The sequence below is a fragment of the Pseudoalteromonas sp. SR45-5 genome, assembly GCF_014163565.1.
In the GTDB taxonomy this organism is placed as follows: Bacteria; Pseudomonadota; Gammaproteobacteria; order Enterobacterales; family Alteromonadaceae; genus Pseudoalteromonas; species Pseudoalteromonas distincta.
In genome coordinates, this window is the sequence record NZ_JACJDN010000688.1 from 1 (window position 1) to 1,999 (window position 1,999).

Consider the following 1,999-nt stretch of genomic DNA (forward strand, 5'->3'; position numbering starts at 1 on the left):
GAATTTTTGTCCTTCTTTTATCGACTCCGCTTAGTTATTGCTCTAATCTCAATTTATGATCTGTTCAATTATGTAGTTTATAAAATGTGACAGAGTTCGTTTAGGTAAAATTAGAATAATAAGGGCTTAATCATGAGTAAAGTTGAAAACCACCCGCATGGTGTTTTTTGTTGGTCAGAGCTTTGTACGCACAATTGGAAAGACGGTAAGGCGTTTTATACATCATTATTTGATTGGGGGCATGACGATCAACCTATTGGAGAGAACATATACTACACCATGCTACAAAAACAAGGTGATGATATCGCTGCAATGTACGAAATGCCTAAAGAGCAAATTAGTGCAGGTATCCCAAGTCATTGGTTGGCTTACATTGCCGTCGATAATATTGATGATTGTGCGCTAAAAGCAAAAGAACTAGGTGCTGAGGTTATTGCCGGTCCTCATGATGTTATGAATGCAGGACGAATGTTGATGCTAAAAGATCCAGTAGGCGCAACTGTTGCACTATGGCAGGGGAATGAGCATAAAGGTTGTAAGCACTTAGGTGAATTAAATACGCCTTATTGGCATGAGTTAGCAACAAGAGATAGTAAAGTAAGTCGAGACTTTTACTGTGCTTTACTAGGCTGGGAAAGCGAAATAAAGCCTATGGAAGGGATGGACTACATTTTATTTTTAGTCGATGGACAACCAATTGCCGGTATGCTTGAAATAACAAGTGAATGGCCTGATGATACCCCTGCTCATTGGATGATTTATTTTGCAGTAGAGAGTTGCGATGTAATTGTTAGTAAAGCCGCTAGCTTAGGTGGACAAGTATGTGTTCCTGCAACAGATATCCCCGATGTTGGTTGTTTTAGTGTTATATGCGACCCTCAAGGTGCTGTATTTTCGGTGATCGAATCTGTTATGGATGACGTTTAAACACAGTTAAATTAGCTTTAGCGTTAATTTGCTCGCTAGTTTGATATAATACTCGTCAATTAAATCGTCAGAAAGTGCAGAGAACGCAATGGAATTTGAACAAGATAGTAATTTAACCCTCCCTTTATTTCTATTAGATGAATCATTAAGTAATAGAGACTTAGAGCAGCCTGATTTTGAAATATCAATTGGACTTGATGATGAGTTACTTGCTCAAATTTGCCAGAACCCAAGTGAAGATAGCAGTGTCGCTATTACTTTTAGCGGTTATGAGTTGCTTATAACTAATCCTCTGTACTTAGCTATATTAGATCAAGAGCACGATGCGCAGATAACATTAACGCATGGCCCTCTTTTAAGTATTGTTTTGAATACTGAAGGTCAGAATACATTCGTTTCTCCTCAAATGGATATGATGCCCACCTTTGATTTAGGTGATGAGGACGACGAATGAGAAAAATACTAATAAGTACGATAGTACTCATTATTTTAAGTGGTTGTGCATATTTGGGAAATGCTCATTACAATGATCTTTTTGGACCTGAACAAACACAAGAGAGAATGGTGCCTCATACAACAGGTGCTGGTGCTGATTTTTTACAAAATGTAAAACCTGTACTCGATACCCGCTGCGTAGTTTGTCATGGTTGTTACGATGCACCATGTCAACTGAAGCTCTCATCCCCTGAAGGTATTGACCGAGGTTTGAGTAAAGAGCTCGTTTACGATGGAACTCGTTTATTGGCAACAACCCCAAGCCGTTTATTATTTGATGCAACTAATATTCAGCAATGGCGAGAGAAAAACTTTACGCCAGTGCTAAATGAGCGCGTGCAAAGTGAAGAAGCTAACTTAGCGGGCAGTGTGTTATTTAATAGCCTGGTGCTAAAGCAAAGCCATGAATTGCCAGTAAATGAAGTGCTAGATGATGAGTTTGACTTTTCGTTAGCGCGTTCGCAAACCTGCGCAACAATGGGTGAGTTTGATCGATTGGCAAGTGAACAACCTCATGGCGGCATGCCTTATGGTTTACCTGGTGTTTCGCGTGAAGAGTTTAATCACTTACAGAACT

At 39.5% G+C, this 1,999-nt stretch carries 3 protein-coding genes; all 3 read left to right on the plus strand.

The genetic code is table 11. From position 1 onward, the window contains the following. Window positions 1–132: 132 nt before the first annotated feature. Complete coding sequence (locus H5072_RS18025) at window positions 133–927, plus strand: VOC family protein (RefSeq protein ID WP_182694333.1); 795 nt, start codon at window positions 133–135, stop codon at window positions 925–927. A gap of 88 nt (window positions 928–1,015) precedes the next feature. Next, window positions 1,016–1,381, plus strand: a complete 366-nt coding sequence (locus tag H5072_RS18030) for a hypothetical protein (protein WP_182694334.1) — start codon at window positions 1,016–1,018, stop codon at window positions 1,379–1,381. After that, window positions 1,378–1,999: fatty acid cis/trans isomerase (locus H5072_RS18035; protein WP_182694335.1), on the plus strand; the 622-nt coding region annotated here is incomplete at its 3' end. The genes H5072_RS18030 and H5072_RS18035, both read left to right, overlap by 4 nt.